This window comes from Streptomyces sp. NPDC037271, assembly GCF_055603605.1.
Genome location: NZ_JBVJVN010000004.1, coordinates 218444 through 239558, shown reverse-complemented (window position 1 = coordinate 239558; position 21115 = coordinate 218444). Strand labels below are relative to the sequence as shown.

Genomic DNA, 21115 nt, shown 5'->3' with positions numbered 1-21115 from the left:
AGATGCCAGGCTCATGACAGCTCATGATCGAGTCAAGAGCACCGGAAGGACACGCGGAAGCCGGTGCCGGTCACCCGGGTGGGTGCCCGGCACCGGCTTCCTGACGGCCCGTGTGCGACGGGCCGAGCCATGTGCGACGGGCCGGAGCGTGTTCGGTCAGCCGACGAGGTTGTCCGTCAGCTCATCGCTGAGATTGGCGTCCGTGCCGGGGATGCCGAGGTCCGAGGCCCGCTTGTCGGCCATGGCCAGCAGGCGGCGGATGCGGCCGGCGACGGCGTCCTTGGTCAGCGGCGGGTCGGCGAGGGCGCCCAGCTCCTCCAGCGAGGCCTGCTTGTGCTCCATGCGGAGCCGGCCCGCGGCGGCCAGGTGCTCGGGAACGTCGTCGGCGAGGATCTCCAGGGCGCGCTGGACCCGGGCACCGGCCGCGACGGCCGCACGGGCCGAACGGCGCAGGTTGGCGTCGTCGAAGTTGGCGAGGCGGTTGGCGGTGGCGCGGACCTCGCGCCGCAACCGCCGCTCCTCCCAGGCCAGCACCGAGTCGTGGGCGCCGAGCCGGGTGAGCAGGGCGCCGATCGCGTCACCGTCGCGGACGACGACCCGGTCCACGCCGCGCACCTCGCGCGCCTTGGCGGGGATGGACAGCCTGCGGGCCGCGCCGACCAGGGCGAGCGCGGCCTCGGGGCCCGGGCAGGTCACCTCCAGGGAGGAGGACCGGCCGGGCTCGGTGAGCGAGCCGTGCGCCAGGAAGGCTCCGCGCCAGGCGGCCTCGGCGTCGCAGGTGGCCCCCGAGACCACCTGCGGCGGCAGACCTCGGATCGGGCGGCCCCGGCCGTCCACCAGGCCGGTCTGACGGGCCAGCTGGTCACCGCCCGCGACCACCCGGACCACGAAACGCGAGCCTCGGCGCAGTCCGCCCGGCGCCATCACGATCAGCTCGGAACTGTGCCCGAAGATCTCCAGGATGTCCTGCTTGAGCCGCCGGGCCGCCCTCGCGGTGTCCAGTTCGGCCTCGATCACGATGCGCCCGCTCACCAGGTGGAGGCCGCCGGCGAACCGCAGAAGGGCGGAGACCTCCGCCTTTCTGCAGCAGGTACGGGTGACGGGGAGCCGGGAAACTTCGTCCTTCACCGCTGCCGTCATCGCCATGGGCCGATCCTTCCATGCATCCGAAAAATACGGTCGTACGCGGCGGCCAACAGCTCCGGGTCGTGCCTCGGGGTCCCGTCGGTCCGGGCGACCGGAGCCAGTTCGACCGCGGCGCCGAACCGTTTCGCGGCGTCGGCGAGCGAGTCACGGTCGGGCACGGCGGCCTCGTCGGCCAGCACCACGTCCAGGGCGAGTTTAGGGGCGTGTCGTCCCAAAACCTCCAAATGACGCTGCGGGGAGAAGCCCTCGGTTTCTCCCGGTTGCGGGGCGAGGTTCAGGGACAGCACCCGGCGGGCCTTCGTCTCGACGAGCGCGTCCAGCAGATCGGGCACGAGCAGGTGCGGGATGACCGAGGAGAACCAGGAGCCGGGGCCGAGCACCACCCAGTCCGCGTCCAGCACGGCCTCGACCGCCTCGGGAACGGCGGGCGGGTCGTTCGGCACCAGGTGCACGGACTGCACCTCGCCTGGCGTGAGCGCCACGGTCGCCTGCCCGCGTACGGTGTCCACCTCGTCGGGGCGGTCCGGGTCGTGGCCCCGGACCAGGGCCTGGAGCTCCAGCGGCACGGCGGACATGGGCAGCACACGGCCGTGCGCGCCGAGCAGCTTGCCGACCAGGTCCAGCGCCTGGACGTGGTCGCCCAGCTGCTCCCACAGGGCGACGATCAGCAGATTGCCGACCGCGTGTTCGTGCAGGTCGCCCTGGGACTGGAAGCGGTGCTGGATGACGCGGGCCCAGGTCTGGCCCCAGTCGTCGTCGCCGCACAGCGCGGCCAGCGCCTTGCGCAGGTCGCCGGGCGGCAGGACACCCAGCTCGTCGCGCAGGCGCCCGCTGGAGCCGCCGTCGTCGGCCACGGTGACGACGGCGGTGAGGTCGCCGGTGATCCGGCGCAGCGCGGCGAGCGAGGCGGACAGGCCCATGCCGCCGCCGAGGGCGACGACCTTGGGCTGGGCGCCCCGGCGGCGCGGCTTGCCGCCGCGCGCCTGTTCGGGCCGGGCGGCACGGGCTTCGGCGGGTCTGCCGCCGCGCGCTTCGGGCACCACCCGGCGCAGCCTGCTCAGCCGCGGAGTACGTCCTGTCATTCCCGTCCCATGTCCCGGTGGACGACCACCGTCTCCACGCCCTCGGCGACGAGCCGGGCGGCGAGCCTCTCCGACATGGCCACGGACCGGTGCTTGCCACCGGTGCAGCCGACGGCGACGGTCACATAGCGCTTGCCCTCCCGACGGTAGCCCGCGGCGATCATCTGGAGCAGCTCGGTGTAGCGGTCGAGGAACTCCTTGGCCCCGGGCTGGTTGAGCACGTACGCGGACACCTCCTCGTTCAGGCCGGTGAACGGGCGCAGCTCCGGGACCCAGTGCGGGTTGGGCAGGAAGCGCATGTCCACGACCAGGTCGGCGTCGACCGGGAGGCCGTACTTGAAGCCGAAGGACATGACGGTGGCCCGCAGCTCGGGCTCCTCCTCGCCGGCGAACTGGGCGTCCATCTTGGCGCGCAGCTCGTGCACGTTGAGGCTGGAGGTGTCGATCACCAGGTCGGCGTCGCCGCGCAGCTCGCGCAGCAGTTCCCGCTCGGCCGCTATGCCGTCGACGATCCGGCCGTCGCCCTGGAGGGGGTGCGGGCGGCGCACCGACTCGAAGCGGCGCACCAGTGCGTCGTCGGAGGACTCCAGGAAGACGATCCGACGGGTGACACCGCGGGCGTCGAGGTCTGCCAGGGACTCGCGCAGGTTGTCGAAGAAGCGCCGGCCGCGGACGTCGACGACGACCGCGATCCGCGCCACGTTGCCCTGCGAGCGGGCGCCGAGCTCCACCATGGTGGGGATCAGCGCGGGCGGGAGGTTGTCGACGACGAACCAGCCCAGGTCCTCCAGACACTTGGCGGCCGTCGAACGGCCTGCCCCGGACATGCCGGAGATGATCACCAGCTCGGGGATGGCCGCCTCCTGCGCCCCGGCTGCTTCCTTGCCCGTACTCACCTGTGCTCCGTTGTCCTGGCCCTGCGCGACGCCGGCCGTCCGCGGGTGCGCGTCCGCGCCGGTCGCGCCGTGGGCCTGTTCTCGGCCCGCTGTGGGCCGTGTCTCGTACTCGCTCATCTCTCCTGCCCCCGTTGTTCGTCCGGGGGGCCCGCGGACACGGGCTCCCCCGGGGCATCCGTCGTCGTCTCGGGTGCCCCGTCGTCGTCATCCATGATCTCTCCGGTCGCCGTGTTCACGGCGGGCGCGGCCGGGGTGGCCCGGGCGAGGGCCACGGCGACGGTCTCGGCCGTCTTGCGGCCTATGCCCGGCACCTCGCAGATCTGGTCGATCGTCGCCGACCGCAGCTTCCGCACCGAACCGAAGTGCTTGATCAGCGCCTGCTTGCGGGTCTCCCCCAGACCGGGCACCTCGTCCAGCGGACCGGAGCGGAAGCGCTTGGCACGCTTGGCACGCTGGTAGGTGATCGCGAAGCGGTGCGCCTCGTCGCGGACCCGCTGCAGCAGGTACAGGCCCTCGCTGGTGCGGGGCAGCACGACCGGGTCGTCCTCTCCGGGCAGCCAGACCTCCTCCAGGCGCTTGGCGAGTCCGCATACGGCGATGTCGTCGATGCCCAGCTCGTCCAGGGCCCGCTGGGCCGCCGCGACCTGCGGCTGCCCGCCGTCGACGACGACGAGCTGAGGCGGGTAGGCGAAACGCTTGGGGCGGCCGTCGTCGTCCTTCAGGGGCGGGCCGTCCGTGAGGGCCCGGTCTTCCGCGGAGGCTCGGCCGTCCGTGAGGGCCCGGTCGCCCGCGGAGGCTCGGCCGTCCGTGAGGGCCCGGTCGCCCGCGGAGGCTCGGCCGTCCGAGGTGGCCGGCTCGTCCGTGGGGGTCCAGTCGCCCGAGGCAGTCTGGCCGGTCGTCGCGTCTTGGCCGTCCGCCGCGGTTCGGCCATCCATCGCGGTCAGCCCGTCCGGGGCGGCTCGGCCCCCCGTCGCGGTCAGCCCGTCCGAGGCAGCCTGGCCGGTCGCCGTGGCTCGGCCGGTCGTGGGCTGCTCGCCGGCGTCCAGCTCCTCCCCGTCCGCCCACTCGCCGGTCTTCTCCTTCTCGGCGAGGTAGCGGCGGAAGCGGCGGGTGATGACCTCGTGCATGGAACGGACGTCGTCCTGTCCCCTGAAACCCTTGATCTGGAACCGGCGGTATTCGCTCTTCCGGGCCAGTCCGTCCTCGAAGACGACCATGGAGGCCACTACGTCGTCGCCCTGGAGGTGCGAGATGTCGTAGCACTCGATCCGCAGCGGAGCGCTGTCCAGGCCGAGGGCGTCGGCGATCTCCTCCAGCGCGCGCGAACGCGTCGTCAGGTCGGAGGCCCGCTTGGTCTTGTGCAGGACGAGCGCCTGCTGGGCGTTGCGCTGGACGGTCTCCATCAGCGCCTTCTTGTCGCCGCGCTGCGGGATGCGCAGCGACACGCCCGACCCGCGGCGCTCCGTCAGCCACTGCTGGACCGGCTCCACCGGCTCGGGCAGGGCGGGGACCAGGACCTCCTTGGGGACGGCGTCCCCGCTCTCCTCGCCGTACAACTGCTGGAGGGCGTGCTCGACGAGGGCGCCGGTGGTGATCTCCTCCACCTTGTCCGTGACCCAGCCCCGCTGGCCGCGCACCCGTCCGCCGCGCACGTGGAAGATCTGGACGGCCGCCTCCAGCTCGTCCTCGGCGACCGCGAACAGGTCGGCGTCGGTCGCGTCGGCGAGAACGACCGCGCTCTTCTCCATGGCCTTCTTCAGGGCGCCGATGTCGTCGCGCAGGCGCGCCGCCCGCTCGTACTCCATTTCCTCGGCCGCCTCTGCCATCCGCGTCTCAAGGCGACGCAGATAGGTGCCGGTGCGGCCGGCCATGAAGTCGCAGAACTCGTCGGCCAGGTCCCAGTGGTCGTCGGGGGAGATGCGGCCGACGCAGGGCGCCGAGCACTTGCCGATGTAGCCGAGCAGGCAGGGGCGGCCGGTGCGTGCGGCGTTCTTGAAGACGCCGGCGGAGCAGGTGCGCACCGGGAAGACGCGCAGCAGGAGGTCGACCGTGTCGCGGATCGCCCAGGCGTGCCCGTACGGCCCGAAGTAGCGCACGCCCTTCTTCTTCTGCCCGCGCATCACCTGCACGCGCGGGAACTCCTCGTTCATCGTCACCGCGAGGTACGGGTAGCTCTTGTCGTCGCGGTACTTGACGTTGAACCGGGGGTCGTACTCCTTGATCCAGGAGTACTCCAGCTGCAGCGCCTCGACCTCCGTGGACACCACCGTCCACTCCACGGACGCGGCCGTGGTGACCATCGTGCGGGTGCGGGGGTGCAGGTTCGCCAGGTCCTGGAAGTAGTTCGCCAGGCGCTGGCGCAGGCTCTTCGCCTTTCCGACGTAGATCACCCGGCGGTGCTCGTCACGGAACCTGTACACCCCCGGGGAGTCCGGGATCTCTCCCGGCCTGGGGCGGTAGCTGGAGGGGTCGGCCATGTCTCACACCCTACTGGCGGGGACCGACACTGCGGCGGGCTGTGGACGACGGGCCGGTGACCCTGTGGACAACCCCACCGCGGGGTCACGTGGACAACCCACGCGGGGTCGCGTGGACGACCCGCCGCGGGGTCGCGTGGCCGATCCGCCGCGGAGGCCCGGGGAAACGGTCCGGGGCAGGACGGCCACACCGGGTGCCCACGAGACGGCGAGCCGGTGCGTTCTCGGCCAGGAACGCGTCACGGCCGGGCTTCCGGTGTTGTCGGGGCTTGGTCAACACGCTTCAATGCGGGGGCTCGGGGGCCTTGAAACGCGGCGCACCGATGTGCAGACCTCTGGGCCGCGACCGGGGGCGGCCCCGGGTGATCCGCTTCGAACGGTCTGACCAGCCGTCTTGAACTTCACAGGAAGGCCCCTGCATGCCGCACGCCACCCAACGCCTGGACGCCGCCGCGGAGGAACTCGACTCCGCCCTGCGCGGTGGCCCCTTCCACGTGGCCCTGCGCGCCGCGATCGCCGCTCGCGGACTGCCGCTGCAGCGTGTGCAGCACCATCTGTCGCGGCGCGGGGTGAAGGTGGGCGTCACGAGTCTGAGCTACTGGCAGCAGGGAGCCCGGCGCCCCCAGCGCCCGGAGTCGCTGCGGGCCGTGCGGGCGCTGGAGGAGATACTCCAGCTGCCCGAGGAGTCACTGATACGCCTGCTCGCGGAGGCCGACGAGGACACCACGGACCGTCGCCGGACCGCGTCCCGCTCCTACCGCGCCCACGCGGAGGCCTGCGGTGTCCTGGACCGGCTGCTGGCCGAGCTGGACCATCCGTCGCCGGACGGCGGGGTGCACACCCTCGGGCACCACGAACGGATCCGGATCGGACCACGCCGCGAGGTCGCGGGCCGCGAGTCGCAGCACATCGTCCGCGCCCACCGCGACGGTGTCGACCGCTTCGTCGCCGTCCACCACGGCGACCCGGGATGCGCTCCCGCGCGGATGACCGTCCACGCACTGGAGAACTGCAGCACGGGGCGCGTCCGCGTCCACCACGACACCGGCGTGCTCGTGACCGAGCTGCTCTTCGACACGCGTCTGCGGGCCGGGGACACCCACCTCTTCCGCTACGGCGTCGAGGACGGCACGGCGGGGGTGTCGCGCGAGTACGTCCGCGGGTTCGGCGCGCCGGGCGGGCAGTACGCGCTCCAGGTGCGGTTCGACGCCGCGGCCCTGCCGGTGCGCTGCCACCGGTTCACGCAGCACTCACCGGCGGCACCCCGCGGCGGCCGGCAGGAGCTGCCCCTCAGCGGGCGGCACCACTCGGTGCACCTCGTGGAGCCGCGGGTGCGGTCGGGGACGCTGGGGATCGAGTGGGACTGGGAGTGAGCGGGTGGGACTGGGAGTGAGCGGGACGCGCCCCTGACGGGCGCCGCAGGCTGATGGCCAGGCGTCGCGGACAGATCGCTCGGGGGGCGCGGACGGATCGCTCGGGGGCGCGGACGGATCGCCCGGGGAGCAAGCAGTCGCCGGGGCCGTAGGCGGATCGCCCGGGGAAGCAACAGTCGCCAGGGCCGTAGGTGGACCGCCCGGGGCTGCGGGCGGGTCACCGAGGGGCGGAGAAGGGCCGCCGGTGGTTGCGGACGGGGCCGCCGGTGACTGCGGGGCGGGCTCCCGGCGTCGCGGGCGGGTCAGATGTCGGGGCTCGCGATGATCCTGCCCTGCTTCACCTCGACCGCCAGTTCCATGAGCGGCACGCTCGCCGGGGCGTGCAGCACCTCGCCGGTCCGGGCGTCGAACTCGCTGCCGTGGCAGGGACACACCAGCTTCGCCCCCTCCAGCTTGTTGATGGGGCAGCGCGCGTGTGTGCACACCGTGCTGAACGCCTTCAGGGAGCCGTCCTCGGCCCGGCTGACCACCACGTTCTGGTCCCGGTAGAGCTTGGCCGCGCCCTTGGCGACCTCGCCGTCCGCGCCGAGGTCGACGGGACCGGTCGGCCTGGCGGGCGCGGCACCGTCGTCGCCCGGTGAGCAGGCGGCCAGCCCGAGTCCGACGACGGGCGTGAGTGCCGCCGAGCGCAGGACGGTACGGCGGCTCGGGACAGGACGGCCGGGCATGGGGGTCTCCACTGGTCAGGGGATGTGCAGGGCGACGATATCCGGCGGCCGTGGGCGCCCGGCCGAGTGGGTCGAGAGTCGGACAGCCGGGGTTGAGAACGCGTAGGAGGGACGTAAACGCTTGCGCAAACGTTTACGTCCGCTTCCGAATGAGATACGGTCCCGGCCAGTGCGCGCGGAGCGATGCGCGGCAGCATGGGGAAAGGGGGCACGCCGATGGCGACCATGGCCGATGTCGCACGGAGCGCCGGCGTCTCCGTGGCGACCGTCTCGCACGTGCTCAACGACACCCGTCCGGTACTGCCGCGCACCCGCCAGGCGGTACTGGACGCCGTCGAGGAGCTCGGCTACACCCCGAACACCCTCGCCCGCTCCCTGGTGACCTCCCGCACCCGCTCCATCGGGCTCGCGGTGTCGGCGATCAGCAACCCGTACTTCACGGAGATCCTCCAGGGCGTCGAGGCCGCCGCCCTGGAGCACGGCTACGGCCTGCTCATCGCCGACCCGCACGACGATCCCGGACACGAGCGCAAGGTCGTCCAGCTGCTGCACGAGCGGCGCGTGGACGGCATGATCGTCGCGCCCTCGGCCGACCCGCGCGACCTCGTCGCCTATCTGGGACGCCACCGCGTGCCGACCGTCTTCCTCGACCGGGTCGTCGACACGCCGAAGGGCGACGGGAACCCGCGCTTCGACCAGGTGTGCGCCGAGGGCGCCGAGCCGACGACCTGGCTGGTCACCCATCTCGCCGGGCTCGGACACCGCCGGATCGGTCTGGTCGCGGGCCGACCGGGGCTCAGCACGACGCGCGAGCGGATCACCGGGTACCGGCACGGCCTCGCCGCCGCCGGGCTGCCCTGCGACGAACGGCTCCTGGTCCACGGCGACTCCGAGGCGGGCGGCGGCGAACGGGCCACGGCGGCCCTGCTGTCCCTGGCGGTGCCGCCCACCGCGCTGGTCACCGCCAACAACGCGATGACCATCGGTGCGCTGCGCGCCCTGCGGGACCGGAACCTGTCCGTGCCCGGTGACCTCGCGCTGTGCTGCTTCGACGACTTCGCCTGGGCGGACCTCTTCTCCCCCGGACTCACCGCCGTCGCGCAGCCCAGCAGGGAACTCGGTGACCAGGCCGTCCGACTGCTGCTGGAACGCCTCGCCGTCCCGGACCGGCCCGAGCGGACCGTGCGGCTGCCCTGCGCCTTCGTCCACCGCACCTCCTGCGGCTGCCCCGAGCAGCCCCGGCAAGCTTCCGCACAGGCCTTCGAAAGGACCCTCCCGTGATCGTCGTCGCCGGTGAGGCACTGATCGACCTGGTACCGCAGGGCACGGGTGCCCTCGCCGCGCTGCGGCCGGCGCTCGGCGGCGGCCCGTACAACACGGCCGTCGCCCTGGGCCGCCTCGGCTCCCCCGCCGCCTTCTGCTCCCGGGTGTCGTACGACGCGTTCGGCGAGGCGCTGCTCGACCGGCTGCGCGGGACCGGCGTGGACGTCTCCCCGGTGCAGCGCGGGGCCGAGCCGACGACGCTCGCCGTGGCCTCGGTGGACGCGGACGGCTCGGCCGCGTACTCCTTCTACGTGGACGGGACCGCGGACCGGCTGTTCTCGGTGCCCGCCGCGCTGCCGCCCCGCACCCGGGCGGTCTCCTTCGGGACGTGCTCGCTGGTGCTGGAGCCGGGTGCGAGCGCGTACGAGCAGCTGCTGCGCGAGACGGCGGCGCGGGGTGTGTTCACGGCGCTCGACCCCAACATCCGGGCCGGGCTGATCCCGGACCCGGAGGCCTACCGGGCCCGGTTCCGGAGCTGGCTGCCGTCGGTGTCGCTGCTGAAGCTGTCGGCCGAGGACGCCGAGTGGCTCGGCGGCACGCCCGGAGAGTGGCTGGCGGCGGGCCCGGCGGCGGTCGTGGTCACCCGGGGCGGTGCGGGGCTGACGGCGTACACCCGTGAGGGGGGCGAGTACGCGGTGCCGGGCGAGGCGGTCGACGTGGTGGACACGATCGGCGCGGGCGACACGGTGAACGCGGCGCTGCTGCACGGCCTCGCGGTGCGGGACGCCCTCGGTGACGAGGCGGTGGCCGGTCTGGGGGCGGAGGGCTGGGCGGAGCTGCTGGGCTTCGCCGCCCGCGCCGCGGCGGTCACCTGCTCACGCGCGGGCGCGGAACCGCCGTACGCCCACGAGGTCACCTTCTGACCACCAACGGCTGAACGCCCGACGGCACCGGCTCCCGGCTGGGTGGTCGGTCTGCCGGCCGTACGGCCCCCAGGCCGCCCGGACGACGTGCCGGGCCCCACGGATGATCCCGTGGGGCCCGGCACGGCTCCGTTTCAGGCCTTGCTCGTCCGCGTCGTCTTCTTCGCGGCGGGCTTGGTGGCCTTCTTGGCCGTCTTCTTCGCGGCCGTGCCGGTGACCGCCTTGGTGGCGGTCTTCTTGGCGGTGGCCTTGGCCGCCACCGCCTTCGCCGCCTTGCGCGGGGTCTTCACCGTGGCCGCGTCGCTGATCCGGTCGGCGCCGAGGATGTCCTGCAGGAACTTGCCGGTGTGGCTGGTGGGAACGGCCGCGACCTGCTCGGGCGTGCCCTCGGCGACCACCAGGCCACCGCCGGCACCGCCCTCGGGGCCCATGTCGACGACCCAGTCGGCGGTCTTGATCACGTCGAGGTTGTGCTCGATGACGATGACCGTGTTGCCCTTGTCGACCAGGCCGGACAGGACCGTCAGCAGCTTGCTGATGTCCTCGAAGTGCAGACCGGTGGTCGGCTCGTCCAGTACGTAGACCGTGCGTCCGGTGGAGCGGCGCTGCAGCTCGCTGGCGAGCTTGACGCGCTGGGCCTCACCGCCGGACAGGGTGGTCGCGGACTGGCCGAGCCGGACGTAGCCGAGGCCGACGTCCTTCAGCGTCTTCATGTGCCGGGAGATGGCGGGGACCGCCTCGAAGAAGTCGGTCGCCTCCTCGATCGGCATGTTCAGGACGTCGGCGATGGACTTGCCCTTGTAGTGGACCTCCAGGGTCTCCCGGTTGTACCGGGCGCCGTGGCAGACCTCGCACGGGACGTAGACGTCCGGGAGGAAGTTCATCTCGATCTTGATCGTGCCGTCGCCCGAGCAGTTCTCGCAGCGGCCGCCCTTGACGTTGAAGGAGAACCGGCCGGGCATGTAGCCGCGGACCTTCGCCTCGGTCGTCTCGGCGAACAGCTTGCGGATGTGGTCGAAGACGCCGGTGTACGTCGCCGGGTTCGACCGCGGGGTGCGGCCGATGGGCGACTGGTCGACGTGGACGACCTTGTCGACGAGGTCGTCGCCGTCCACACGCGTGTGGCGGCCGGGCACGCTCCGTGCGCCGTTCAGCTCGCGCGCCAGGTGCGTGTACAGGATGTCGTTGACCAGGGTCGACTTGCCGGAGCCGGAGACGCCGGTGACGGCCGTGAAGACGCCCAGCGGGAAGGACACGTCGATGTCCTGGAGGTTGTTCTCGCGGGCGCCGTGCACGGTGAGCTGCCGGGAGGGGTCGCGCGGCCGCCGGATGTCGGGCAGCGGGATGGCCTTCTTGCCGGACAGGTACAGACCGGTCTGCGACTCGGCGTTGTCGAGCAGTTCCTTGAAGGAGCCGCTGTGCACCACCTTGCCGCCGTGCTCGCCGGCACCGGGGCCGATGTCCACGATCCAGTCGGCCACCTTGATGGTGTCCTCGTCGTGCTCGACGACGATGAGCGTGTTGCCCATGTCGCGGAGCCGGACGAGGGTCTCGATCAGCCGGTGGTTGTCGCGCTGGTGCAGGCCGATGGAGGGCTCGTCGAGGACGTACAGCACGCCGACGAGTCCGGAGCCGATCTGGGTGGCCAGGCGGATGCGCTGGGCCTCGCCGCCGGAGAGGGTGCCGGCCGCGCGGTTCAGCGAGAGGTAGTCCAGGCCGACGTCGACCAGGAAGCGCAGCCGCTCGTTGACCTCCTTCAGCACGCGCTCGGCGATCTTCTTGTCGCGGGCGTTGAGCTTCAGCTCGCCCAGGAAGTCCGCGCAGTCGCTGATGGACATCGCCGAGACCTCGGCGATCGACTTGCCCATGACCGTGACCGCGAGGACGAGCGGCTTGAGGCGGGTGCCCTCACAGGTGGGGCAGGGCACCTCGCGCATGTAGCCCTCGAAGCGCTCGCGGCTGGCGTCGCTCTCGGCCTCGCTGTGCCGGCGCTTGACGAAGGGGATGGCGCCCTCGAAGGCCGTGGTGTACCGGCGCTCACGCCCGTACCGGTTGCGGTAGCGGACCTCGACCTGGGTCTTGTGGCCGTTCAGCAGGGCCTTGCGGGCGCGCAGCGGCAGGCCTGCGAAGGGGATGTCCGTGCGGAAGCCGAGCGCGTCCGCGAGGGCCCCGATGAGGCGGCCGAAGTAGTCCTTGGTGTGCCCGTGCGACCAGGGGTGGATGGCGCCCTCGTCGAGGGACTTGTCCTCGTCGGGGACGATCAGCTCGGGGTCGACCTCCATGCGCGTGCCGATGCCGGAGCAGTCGGGGCAGGCGCCGAAGGGCGAGTTGAACGAGAAGGAGCGGGGCTCCAGCTCCTCGAAGGACAGGTCGTCGTACGGGCAGTACAGGTGCTCGGAGTACATGCGCTCGCGCTCGGGGTCGTCCTCGGGGAGGTCGACGAAGTCGAGCACGACCATGCCGCCGGAGAGGCCGAGGGCGGTCTCCACGGAGTCGGTGAGACGGCGCTTGGCGGTGTCCTTGACCGTGAGGCGGTCGACGACCACCTCGATGGTGTGCTTCTCCTGCTTCTTCAGCGTGGGCGGGTTGGAGAGCTGGATGGTCTCGCCGTCGACCCGCGCGCGGGAGTAGCCCTTGGTCTGGAGGTCGGCGAAGAGGTCGACGAACTCGCCCTTGCGCTCGCGCACCAGCGGCGACAGCACCTGGAAGCGGCTGCCCTCCGGCAGCTCCAGGACCTTGTCGACGATGGCCTGCGGCGACTGGCGCGAGATCGGCCGGGAGCACTCCGGGCAGTGCGGCTTGCCGATGCGCGCGAAGAGCAGGCGCAGGTAGTCGTACACCTCGGTGATGGTGCCGACCGTGGAGCGCGGGTTGCGGGAGGTCGACTTCTGGTCGATGGAGACCGCCGGGGAGAGGCCCTCGATGAAGTCGACGTCCGGCTTGTCCATCTGGCCGAGGAACTGCCGGGCGTAGGAGGAGAGCGACTCCACGTAGCGCCGCTGGCCCTCGGCGAAGATGGTGTCGAAGGCCAGGGAGGACTTGCCCGACCCGGACAGGCCCGTGAAGACGATGAGCGAGTCACGAGGCAGGTCGAGCGAGACGTTCTTCAGGTTGTGCTCGCGCGCGCCACGGACGATGAGACGGTCGGCCACGCCGGTCCGCACCTTTCTTGAGAGAAGTGACAGGGGCGAGGCCCCCGTCTTTCTCAGACTAGGGGGAGCCACTGACAACGCCGGTCGGATTCACCGGTTGTCAACAAACCCCGACTCCCCAGCATGCCCGACGCCGCGTCCGACCATATAGCACGTGCATTCGATTTGCGGGCGTCGTCCGCCACCTTCACCCGAAGGTGTGACGCGGTCTAGGGTCAGCACCATGATTGATCACGCGCATGACCTGGCGTCTGTACGTGACGCTACCGAGCGGCTGCTCACCGCGGTCGGGAAACTGGACAACACGTCCGTGACGGAGTCGTCACGGCTGCCGGGCTGGACCCGCGGCCACGTCCTCGCCCACCTCGCCCGCAACGCGGACGCCCTCGTGAACGTCCTCGAAGGACGCCCCATGTACGTCTCCGGCGAGGCCCGGGACGCCGACATCGAGCGGGACGCCCCGCGCCCCCTCGACGCCCAGCTCGCCGACGTGCGCGAGAGCGCGGCCCGGTTCCAGGACGTCTCGGCCGCGCCCGCGGACTGGTCGCGCACCGTGGAGCTGCGGGGAGGGGTCACCGACTCGGCCTCCCGGCTGCCGTTCCGGCGGTGGGTCGAGGTGGAGCTGCACCACGTGGACCTGGGCATCGGATACGAGCTGGAGGACCTTCCGGCGGAATTCACCGAGCGCGAGACCGACTTCCTCGCCGCCCGCTTCGCCGGGCACCCGGACGTGCCGCCCACCCGGCTCACGGACGGCACGCGCGCGTGGAGCACGGGCCGGGAGGCGGGCGCCCCCGAGGTGACCGTCACCGGTCCCCCGGCCGACCTGCTCGGCTGGCTCGCCGGGCGCCGCGAGGGGTCCGCGCTGACGGTGGAGGGCGGCCCGCTGCCGTCGCTGCCCCCGCTGTAGCCGTGGACGGCGGTTCCGCTGCAGCCGGGAGGCGGTCCGCGGACCGCCTCCCGGCGCTAGGCTGGCGGTCATGACGTACAGCGGAGAGGTGCGGGTCGGCGGCCCCGCCGACGTGCACGAGCTCAAGGACCTGATGATCACCAAGGTCGCGGTCGGCCCGATGGACAACAACGCCTATCTGCTGCGCTGCCGGGCCACCGACGAGCAGCTGCTGATCGACGCCGCGAACGAGGCGCACTCGCTGCTCGGCACGATCGGTGACGGCGGCATCGCGTCCGTCGTCACCACCCACCGGCACGGCGACCACTGGCAGGCGCTCGCCGACGTCGTCGCGGCCACCGGCGCCCGCACCTACGCGGGCCGGCACGACGCGGAGGGCATCCCCGTGCCGACCGACGTCCTCGTCGACGACGGCGACACGATCCGGGTGGGGCAGGTGGAGCTCACCGCACGCCACCTGGTCGGGCACACACCGGGCTCCATCGTCCTGGTGTACGACGACCCGCACGGGCATCCCCATGTGTTCACCGGGGACTGTCTCTTCCCGGGCGGTGTGGGCAACACCCATGACGATCCGAAGGCGTTCGCGAGCCTGATGCACGACGTGGAGACCAAGGTCTTCGACGTACTCCCGGACGAGACGTGGGTCTACCCGGGGCACGGCAAGGACACCACACTCGGGGCGGAACGGCCCCACCTGCCGGAGTGGCGCGAACGCGGCTGGTGAACGCCGGGCGCGTGCGGCGGGCGCGTGCCGCCCGTCGTTCTCCGCGCGCCCGCGCGAGGCGTTCCCACCCACCGGTGCGCAGTGCGCGCTCCCCGCCGGCGGTCCCGGAACCCGGGCCCCTCAGGCCTGGGCCCGCCCCACCCCGGCCAGCGCCGCGATCCGCTCCACCCCGAACACGTACCCCTGCACACCGCACCCGGCGATGACCCCGTCGGCGCGCTGCGACACGTAGGAGTGGTGCCGGAACGGCTCGCGCTGGTGGATGTTGGAGATGTGGACCTCCACCACCGGCAGCCCGTCGCAGGTGTTGAGCGCGTCCAGGACGGCGACGGACGTGTGCGAGTAGGCGGCGGGGTTGATCACGATTCCGCAGTGCTTCAGCCGGGCTTCGTGGATCCAGTCGACCAGTTCGCCCTCGTGGTTGGACTGCCGGAAGTCGACCGTGCCGCCGTGCGCCGCCGCCGCCTTCACGCAGAGGGCCTCGACGTCGGCCAGCGTGTCGGAGCCGTAGATCTCCGGCTGGCGCTGACCCAGCAGGTTCAGGTTGGGGCCGTTGAGGATCATGATCGGGGCGTTGGCCAGGGTGCGGGGCACGGTTCCTCCGGTCCGTTCGGGGTGCGGCGGCCCTTGCGTGACCGCCGCTCGGACCCCGGTTTATCACGGTGCGCCGACAACCCGGCCGGCCGTACCCTCCGCCCATGACGACGATCGTGTACCCGCCCAAGCCCTCGCCGGGCGACCGTGTCGCAGTGATCTCCCCCGCCTCGGGGCTGCCGGGACTCTTCCCGGTCCCCTACGAGTTGGGGCTGGAACGGCTGCGCAAGGAGTACGGCCTGGAGCCGGTCGAGTATCCCGCCACCCGGAAGATGGGCTCCACGCCCGATGAGCGGGCCGCCGACATCCACGCGGCCTTCGCCGACCCCGGGATCAAGGCCGTGATCGCGTCGATCGGCGGAGACGACCAGATCACCGTGCTGCCGCTGCTGGACCGGGAGCTGATCCGGGCCAACCCGAAGCCGTTCTTCGGCATGAGCGACAACACGAATCTCCTCGCCTACCTGCGCAATACCGGAATCGTCGGCTACCACGGCACGAGCGTCATGGTCGAGCTGGGGCGTCCCGGTGCCATGCACCCGCAGACCGCCGACTCCCTGCGTGCGGCGCTGTTCACCTCGGGCCCGTACGAGCTGCGGCCGGCCGAGCGCTGGAACGACGTCGACCGCGACTGGGCCGACCCGGCGACCTTCGACGAGGAGCCGGGGTCCCGGCCCGGGTCGGGCTGGTCCTGGGTGAACGCCGACCGGGTGACCGAGGGGCGCACGTGGGGCGGCTGCCTGGAGATCCTCGGCGGGCTGCTGATGGCCGACCGCGAGATCGCGCGGGACCCGGCGGAGTACGACGGCGGCGTGCTGATCCTGGAGACCTCCGAGGAGATGCCGAGCGCCACGGAGGTCTTCCGCACCCTGCGCAACATGGGCGAGCGCGGCCTGCTCCGGCACTTCTCCGCGCTGCTGATGGCCCGCCCGAAGACCTGGACCTTCGAGCGCCCCAACAGCCCCGAGGAGGGCGCCCGGTACGCGGCGGAGCAGCGTGAGGCGGTACTGCGGGTGATGCGGAGCTACGCCCCCGACGCCATGGTCGTCTTCGACGTGGACTTCGGCCACACCGATCCGCAGGTCGTCATCCCGTACGGGGGCACCGTACGGGTCGACGGGCCGGCCCGGCGCATCACCGTCACGTACTGACGCTCCGCCGTCGTCTACGGGTTGACGGCGAGTTCCAGATACGCCGCGAACAGCACCAGGTGGACGCCTCCCTGCAGAGGTGTGGCACGGCCGGGCACGACCGTCAGCGAGGCCACCACCACGGTCAGGGCGAGCAGCACCATGTGGGTGGAGCCGAGGCCGAGGACCAGGGGTCCGGAGAGCCATACGGAGGCCAGGGCGACCGCCGGGATGGTCAGGCCGATGCTGGCCATCGCCGAGCCGAGCGCGAGGTTCAGGCTGGTCTGCACGCGGTCGCGGCGCGCGGTGCGCAGGGCGGCGATGGTCTCGGGGAGCAGTACCAGCAGGGCGATGATGACGCCGACGACGGCGTGGGGCAGTCCGGCCCCCGCCACTCCGTCCTCGATGGTGGGCGACACCCCCTTCGCCAGGCCGACCACGCCGATCAGGGCCAGGGCCAGCAGCCCCAGGCTGGTCAGGGCGGTGCGGGTGGACGGCGCGTCCGCGTGGTCCTCCACGGTGATCACGTCGCCCTGGCGGGTGATCGGGAGGAAGTAGTCGCGGTGCCGCACCGTGAGGGTCGCGATGAACAGGCCGTAGAGGACCAGCGAGGAGAGTGCGGCGAAGGTCAGCTGGACGGTGGAGAACTCGGGGCCGGGCGCGCTGGTGGTGAACGTCGGCAGTACCAGACTGAGCGTGGCCAGGGTCGCTACCGTCGCGAGGGCGGCGCCGGTGCCCTCCGGGTTGAACACGGCGGTGCCGTGCCGCAGGGAGGCGACCAGGAGGCTGAGGCCGACCACCCCGTTGCAGGTGATCATCACGGCCGCGAAGACCGTGTCCCTGGCCAGCGTCGCGCTCTTGTCGCCGCCGTCCGCCATGAGGGTCACGATGAGCGCGACCTCGATGACCGTGACGGCGACGGCGAGGACCAGGGAACCGAAGGGTTCCCCGACCCGGTGGGCGACCACCTCGGCGTGGTGCACGGCGGCCAGTACGGCCGACGCGAGGACGATCGTCAGCAGCGCGACGACCGCACCGGGCAGATCGCGCCCCCAGGTGAGGGCCAGCAGCAGGACCGCGACCACGGGCATGACGGTCGTCCACTGCGTGATGAGCGCCCGGGGACCAGTGACCATGCGGTGATCGTCGCAGGGGGCGACGGGCGCCGCATTCTCTGTCACGCGGACCGGCGAACCCCTTCGACCGGCCACCGCGTATTCGGGGCAGGCTCAGGGCCCTTCCCCACGGCGTACGCCGGGAGCGGCGGGCGGCTCTTCGCCGCCTCGCCGCTCCCGGTGGTGGTCTCCCACGTCCGACTTGGGGTCGTACGTGCTCAGGCCTCGACGCTGTCCTTCGGAGCGTCGTCGCCCTCGGTGGCCGCCGCTTCCGCCTCGGCCTGCTTCTTGGAGGCGCGGAGGCTGGTGATCGTGGTGACGACCAGGACGGTGCAGATCACACCGAGCGAGACCGGGATGCTGATCTCGGGGACGTGGACACCGGACTCGTGCAGGGCGTGGAGCACCAGCTTGACGCCGATGAAGCCCAGGATGACCGACAGGCCGTAGGAGAGGTGCACCAGCTTCCTCAGCAGTCCGCCGAGGAGGAAGTACAGCTGTCGCAGACCCATCAGGGCGAACGCGTTGGCCGTGAACACGATGTACGGGTCCTGGGTCAGGCCGAAGATCGCCGGGATGGAGTCGAGGGCGAAGAGCACGTCGGTGGTGCCGATCGCGAGCATCACGACCAGCATCGGGGTCATGATGCGCTTGCCGTTCTCCTCGATCCACAGCTTGGTGCCGTGGTATCGGTCGGCGACACCGAAGCGGCGCTCGGCCGCCTTGAGCAGCTTGTTCTCTTCGAACTCCTCGTCGTCCTCGTCGGCCCGGGCCTCCTGGATGAGCTTCCAGGCGGTGTAGATGAGGAAGGCGCCGAAGATGTAGAAGACCCAGGAGAAGTTGGCGATGATCGCGGCACCCGCCGCGATGAAGATGGTCCTGAGGACCAGGGCGACGAGGACACCTATGAGGAGCACTCGCTGCTGGTACTGCGAGGGCACCGCGAACTTCGCCATGATCAGGATGAAGACGAAGAGATTGTCCACGCTCAGGGACTTCTCGGTGATGTAGCCCGCGAAGAACTCGCCGGCGGGCTGTCCGCCACCGAAGATGAACAGGCCGATTCCGAAGAGGGCCGCCAGGGCGATCCAGACGGCCGTCCAGATCCCCGCTTCCTTGATCGATACGTCGTGCGGCTTGCGGCCGATGAAGAAATCGGCGCCGATCAGGGCAGCGAGGCCCACGACGGTCAGGACCCACAGGGCCACAGAAACTTCCACTACTACGCCTCCGGCAGTACGTCACACGGCAAATGTCAGCGTCGTCGCTGCCGGAGGTCTCTTCCACCCCGGGTTCGGAACGCGTGACGCGCTCGAACCCACGGGCCGACGCCCCGGGATCTGGCCTGATCCGTATTGACGGGTACGCCGCACAGACAGGGAGTACTCCCCTCCGTACGAACGACAGTAGCCCATTACCAAGGAATGGTAAAGAGATTCGCAAATAAAGCTCAAAAGCCCAGTTCGGAGGCCGTCACCGGTCCCACGGACGGCGGGCCGCGGCGACCTGGGTGAGCACCTGCTGGAGCACCTGGCTGCCGGGCGGCACGAGCGAGGGCTCGTACGTCCAGGCATGCCCGACCCACGGGTCGGCGAGATGGTCGTCGGCCACCGGCGTCAGCCGGAGCAACGAGCGCCACAGGGGGTCGAGCAGCGGCCCGTACCCGGCGGAGTCCTCACGGTCGGCGACCATCATCAGGTGAACGCCCACGACCGGTCCCTCGTCGGCGAGATAGCGCAGCTGGTTCACAGCCCGGTCGTCGAAGCCGTGCGGGAAGTCGTTGACGATCAGGAGTTGCTGGGAGGTGTCGAGACCGGGCGGAAGCGCGTCGGGGGCTCCGCCGCGCAACGCCATCTGCACCAGGTCGACGCGCTGGGTGAGGCGGGTGAGCACGTCCGCCGTCCCGGCGGCCCCCGCGGCGGGCGGGGCCGCGAGCACTCCGGTCCGCACCAGCGGGGCCAGTGCCTGCGTCCCTGATCCGGCCGGATCGATGACGTGCACGGTGAACTCGCCCGCCGGATGGACGGCGAGCAGCCTGGCCGCGTGCGCGACAGCTGTCTCCAGGCCCAGGCGCCGTATCTCGTGGGCGTCCGCGAACGAACCGTCGAGCGAGGTGGAACGCCCGCTGTCGATCCACAGGCCGCGCTCCAGCGGCAGCCGGACCAGCAGCGGGATGCTGATGCGGGGCGACTCGGGCAGGTGGAGATCGCCCAGCCGCAGGGCCATGGGCATCTCCATGGGCACGCGGTAGGCGTGCCAGACGGGGTTGTCCCATCGTGCGTAGGCCGCCGGCAGGGCGGGCTCGACCACCTCGGCCTCGGCGGCGAGCTGAGCGACGTCCCGGTCCAGGACCTCCTGGGCCTGGGACACCAGCTGGGCGTGCCGGGCGCGCGCCGCCTCCCGGGCGGCGTCGCCCTGACCTCCGATCCGGCCGCGCGGGTCGGACAGGACCTGGTCGAGTTCCTTCTCCATGCGCGAGTCGGCGAAGTCGACGGCGCTTCGGTACGCGGCCGTGGTGCGTGCCAGGTCCTCGAACATGCCCCACACCTGGTTGTAGAGCCGCTCCTCCATGGACCAGCCGGTGGCATCGCCCGCGACGGGCCGGGCGGGCTGCCCGGGTGCGGCCGGCTGCGCGGCCGGCGGGGGCGGAGGCGGAGCGGCGTTCTGCCGACGCGGGTGGCTGTAGTCGATCGGGCCGCCGGCGGGCGCGGCCGACCGGCCGGTGGTGCCGGAGTCCCCCGGTCCTCCCGAGTACGGCTGCTGTGTGCCGTGCTGCCCTGGGACACCGGGCGTCTGCGGCTCAGGCACGCCCGGGGGGCCGTACGGGGAGGCCGGGGGCACGGGGCCGGTGGCGCCCTGGGGTGCGGCGGCGCCGTGGTCCTCGCCGTGTGCCGGGGCGGCGGCCTGCCGTGAGCGGTTGCCGTCGGCCGTCCTGGCCGGAGGAGCCGGTGGTGCCGGCACCGAACGGGCCAGGCCACCGGCCACCGCGTCCTGGATGTTCCCGGCGAGCTCGTGGGCCTGGGGCAGGTTCTGGTCGGTGAGGAGCTCGGCGAGGCCTCCCGCGTAACCCTGGCCGACGGCGCGCACCTTCCAGGCACCCTGGCGCCGGTAGAGCTCCAGAGCCACGACGGCGGACTCGGCCTCCAGACCGGTGATGGTGTAGCCGGCGACCTCGTCGCCGTCGAGGCCCGTGACGGCGACGAAGGGTGCGGCGACGGCCCCGAAACGGGCCGGGCCCGTTCCGCCGGCGGGCAGGGCGAGCAGCACACTGACGCGGTGCACGGCGTCCGGCACCGCTTCCAGGTCCACCGCGAGGCGATGGTCGGCGGCTGCCTGCCGGGAGACCTCCAGACCCGGGAGGGTGGGTCTGCCCGGGTGGGCCACCCATTCGACGCCCTGGACCGTGCCGTTCTCGTCGCCGAGCGTGGCTCCGGCCACGATCGGCGTGCCGGCCGAGACCCGGATCTCGAGACGGGCCCGGGGAAGCGGGAGGTTCTGCCCCCGCGTCAGCTCGGCCGTCATCGCCTTCCCCCTGTGTCACTCGTGCGTCGCTCGTGATGTGCCGTGCGGCGCCCGCCCGTCCCGAACACGGGGCCGGC

At 72.0% G+C, this 21115-nt stretch carries 16 protein-coding genes; 6 read left to right on the top strand and 10 right to left on the bottom strand.

Annotation, left to right across the window (positions count from 1 at the left end):
* Window positions 1–156: 156 nt before the first annotated feature.
* Genes whiA through uvrC form a run of 4 tightly spaced genes read right to left on the bottom strand, consistent with a single transcriptional unit; the run spans window position 157 to window position 5601 of the window.
* On the bottom strand, window positions 157–1146 hold the full coding sequence (whiA, locus tag ACZ7G3_RS10900) for a DNA-binding protein WhiA (protein WP_426598259.1): 990 nt from the start codon (window positions 1144–1146) through the stop codon (window positions 157–159).
* Window positions 1137–2228: a gluconeogenesis factor YvcK family protein gene (locus tag ACZ7G3_RS10895; RefSeq protein WP_426598260.1), complete on the bottom strand. Its 1092-nt coding sequence runs from the start codon at window positions 2226–2228 to the stop codon at window positions 1137–1139. The genes whiA and ACZ7G3_RS10895 overlap by 10 nt, the downstream gene beginning before the upstream one ends.
* Window positions 2225–3241, bottom strand: coding sequence for an RNase adapter RapZ (rapZ, locus tag ACZ7G3_RS10890; protein ID WP_470924768.1), 1017 nt, complete (start codon window positions 3239–3241; stop codon window positions 2225–2227). The genes ACZ7G3_RS10895 and rapZ overlap by 4 nt, the downstream gene beginning before the upstream one ends.
* The gene (gene uvrC / locus ACZ7G3_RS10885) at window positions 3238–5601 is read right to left on the bottom strand and encodes an excinuclease ABC subunit UvrC (protein ID WP_470924766.1); all 2364 of its coding nucleotides are present in this window, start codon (window positions 5599–5601) and stop codon (window positions 3238–3240) included. The genes rapZ and uvrC overlap by 4 nt, the downstream gene beginning before the upstream one ends.
* A gap of 419 nt (window positions 5602–6020) precedes the next feature.
* Here uvrC and ACZ7G3_RS10880 point away from each other — a divergent pair, with 419 nt between their 5' ends.
* Entirely contained in the window at window positions 6021–6974 is a 954-nt protein-coding gene (locus ACZ7G3_RS10880; RefSeq protein ID WP_470924764.1) for a hypothetical protein, read from the top strand.
* Between the two features lie 302 nt (window positions 6975–7276).
* Here ACZ7G3_RS10880 and ACZ7G3_RS10875 read toward each other — a convergent pair whose 3' ends face one another.
* Window positions 7277–7702, bottom strand: coding sequence for a Rieske (2Fe-2S) protein (locus ACZ7G3_RS10875; RefSeq protein ID WP_426598264.1), 426 nt, complete (start codon window positions 7700–7702; stop codon window positions 7277–7279).
* A gap of 216 nt (window positions 7703–7918) precedes the next feature.
* Between ACZ7G3_RS10875 and ACZ7G3_RS10870 the strand changes: the two genes are divergently transcribed.
* Window positions 7919–8983 (top strand): LacI family DNA-binding transcriptional regulator, encoded by a 1065-nt coding sequence (locus ACZ7G3_RS10870; RefSeq protein WP_470924762.1) that lies wholly within the window; start codon window positions 7919–7921, stop codon window positions 8981–8983.
* Window positions 8980–9888 carry a carbohydrate kinase family protein gene (locus ACZ7G3_RS10865; protein ID WP_470924760.1) on the top strand — a complete coding sequence of 303 codons (909 nt, stop codon included), beginning with the start codon at window positions 8980–8982 and terminating at the stop codon, window positions 9886–9888. The genes ACZ7G3_RS10870 and ACZ7G3_RS10865 overlap by 4 nt, the downstream gene beginning before the upstream one ends.
* Window positions 9889–10022: 134 nt before the next feature.
* On the opposite strand, the gene uvrA is transcribed toward ACZ7G3_RS10865, so the two are convergent.
* On the bottom strand, window positions 10023–13040 hold the full coding sequence (gene uvrA / locus ACZ7G3_RS10860) for an excinuclease ABC subunit UvrA (protein WP_470924758.1): 3018 nt from the start codon (window positions 13038–13040) through the stop codon (window positions 10023–10025).
* 223 nt (window positions 13041–13263) lie between these two features.
* Here uvrA and ACZ7G3_RS10855 point away from each other — a divergent pair, with 223 nt between their 5' ends.
* On the top strand, window positions 13264–13950 hold the full coding sequence (locus ACZ7G3_RS10855) for a maleylpyruvate isomerase family mycothiol-dependent enzyme (RefSeq protein ID WP_470924756.1): 687 nt from the start codon (window positions 13264–13266) through the stop codon (window positions 13948–13950).
* Between the two features lie 70 nt (window positions 13951–14020).
* Window positions 14021–14677 carry an MBL fold metallo-hydrolase gene (locus ACZ7G3_RS10850; RefSeq protein WP_426598269.1) on the top strand — a complete coding sequence of 219 codons (657 nt, stop codon included), beginning with the start codon at window positions 14021–14023 and terminating at the stop codon, window positions 14675–14677.
* 120 nt (window positions 14678–14797) lie between these two features.
* Here ACZ7G3_RS10850 and aroQ read toward each other — a convergent pair whose 3' ends face one another.
* Window positions 14798–15271, bottom strand: a complete 474-nt coding sequence (gene aroQ, locus ACZ7G3_RS10845; RefSeq protein WP_426598270.1) for a type II 3-dehydroquinate dehydratase — start codon at window positions 15269–15271, stop codon at window positions 14798–14800.
* 104 nt (window positions 15272–15375) lie between these two features.
* On the opposite strand from aroQ, the gene ACZ7G3_RS10840 reads away from it, so the two are divergent.
* The gene (locus ACZ7G3_RS10840) at window positions 15376–16422 is read left to right on the top strand and encodes a S66 family peptidase (RefSeq protein ID WP_470924754.1); all 1047 of its coding nucleotides are present in this window, start codon (window positions 15376–15378) and stop codon (window positions 16420–16422) included.
* Between the two features lie 14 nt (window positions 16423–16436).
* On the opposite strand, the gene ACZ7G3_RS10835 is transcribed toward ACZ7G3_RS10840, so the two are convergent.
* From ACZ7G3_RS10835 to ACZ7G3_RS10825, 3 genes are all read right to left on the bottom strand, one after another.
* Window positions 16437–17537, bottom strand: coding sequence for a calcium:cation antiporter (locus tag ACZ7G3_RS10835; protein WP_470924753.1), 1101 nt, complete (start codon window positions 17535–17537; stop codon window positions 16437–16439).
* A gap of 197 nt (window positions 17538–17734) precedes the next feature.
* The gene (locus tag ACZ7G3_RS10830; RefSeq protein ID WP_426598273.1) at window positions 17735–18736 is read right to left on the bottom strand and encodes a TerC family protein; all 1002 of its coding nucleotides are present in this window, start codon (window positions 18734–18736) and stop codon (window positions 17735–17737) included.
* A gap of 253 nt (window positions 18737–18989) precedes the next feature.
* Window positions 18990–21038 (bottom strand): TerD family protein, encoded by a 2049-nt coding sequence (locus ACZ7G3_RS10825; protein ID WP_470924751.1) that lies wholly within the window; start codon window positions 21036–21038, stop codon window positions 18990–18992.
* Window positions 21039–21115 lie beyond the last annotated feature (77 nt).